At 74.1% G+C, this 1,319-nt stretch carries 1 pseudogene; it reads left to right on the forward strand.

What is annotated here, in order from left to right:
- Positions 1-57: 57 nt before the first annotated feature.
- Positions 58-1,319 (forward strand): annotated as a pseudogene (locus CCN29_RS31285) (6-phospho-beta-glucosidase); the annotation flags it as partial.

Below are 1,319 nucleotides of genomic sequence, written 5' to 3' on the forward strand. Positions count from 1 at the left end.
GTGGGGGTTGAGCGCGCAGTTCCCCGCGCCCCTGGGGGGCGCTAGTAGGGTCGGGGTGTGAGGCTGACGATTCTTGGTGGTGGTGGGTTCCGGGTGCCGCTCGTGTACGGGGCGCTGCTCGCGGACCGTGCCGAGGGGCGGGTGACGCACGTCGTGCTGCACGACGTGGACGCCGGGCGGCTGCGCGCGGTGTCCCGGGTGCTGGCCGAGCAGGCCGCCGGGGTGCCCGACCCGGTCGAGGTGTCCACCACCACCGATCTGGACGAGGCCTTGCGCGGCGCGGACTTCGTGTTCTCCGCCATCCGCGTCGGCGGCCTGGAGGGCAGGGCGAACGACGAGCGCGTGGCCCTCGCCGAGGGGGTGCTCGGCCAGGAGACCGTGGGGGCCGGAGGCATCGCCTACGGTCTGCGCACGGTCCCCGTCGCCGACGACATCGCCCGCCGGGTGGCCCGCCTCGCGCCCGACGCCTGGGTCATCAACTTCACCAACCCGGCGGGCCTGGTCACCGAGGCCATGTCCCGCCACCTCGGCGACCGTGTCATCGGCATCTGCGACTCACCGGTCGGCCTCGGCCGCCGTATCGCCCGGGTGCTGGGGGCGCGGCCGGACGAGGCGTGGATCGACTACGTGGGGCTCAACCACCTCGGCTGGGTACGCGGTCTGCGCGTGGCCGGCGAGGACCGGCTGCCGCGTCTGCTGGCCGACCCCGCGCTGCTTGGCTCGTTCGAGGAGGGCCGTCTCTTCGGCGCGGACTGGCTGCGCTCCCTGGGCGCGGTCCCCAACGAGTACCTGCACTACTACTACTTCAACCGCGAGGCCGTGCGGGCCTACCAGCAGGCGGCCCGGACCCGCGGCGCCTTTCTGCGCGACCAGCAGGAGGGCTTCTACGCCGGGACGGCCGGCCCGGACGTCTCCGCCCTGGAGTTGTGGAACCGCACCCGCGCCGAGCGCGAGGCGANNCGGCGCGGGGGAGCGGGAGGCGGACGACCTGTCCGGCGGTTACGAGAAGGTGGCGCTCGCGCTGATGCGGGCCGTCGCCCGGGACGAACGTGCCACGCTGATCCTCAACGTCCGCAATCGCGGCACCCTTTCGGCACTGGATGAGGACGCCGTGATCGAGGTGCCCTGCCTGGTGGACGCCAACGGGGCGCACCCGGTCTCCGTCGATCCCCTCCCGGGGCACGCCGTCGGTCTGGTGAGCGCGGTGAAGGCCGTGGAGCGCGAGGTGCTGGCCGCCGCCCGGTCGGGGTCGCGTGCCACCGCCGTGAAGGCCTTCGCCCTGCACCCGCTGGTGGACTCGGTGAGCGTGGCCCGCCGGC

This window comes from Streptomyces pseudogriseolus (genome assembly GCA_002154585.1).
Classification (GTDB): domain Bacteria; phylum Actinomycetota; class Actinomycetes; order Streptomycetales; family Streptomycetaceae; genus Streptomyces; species Streptomyces pseudogriseolus.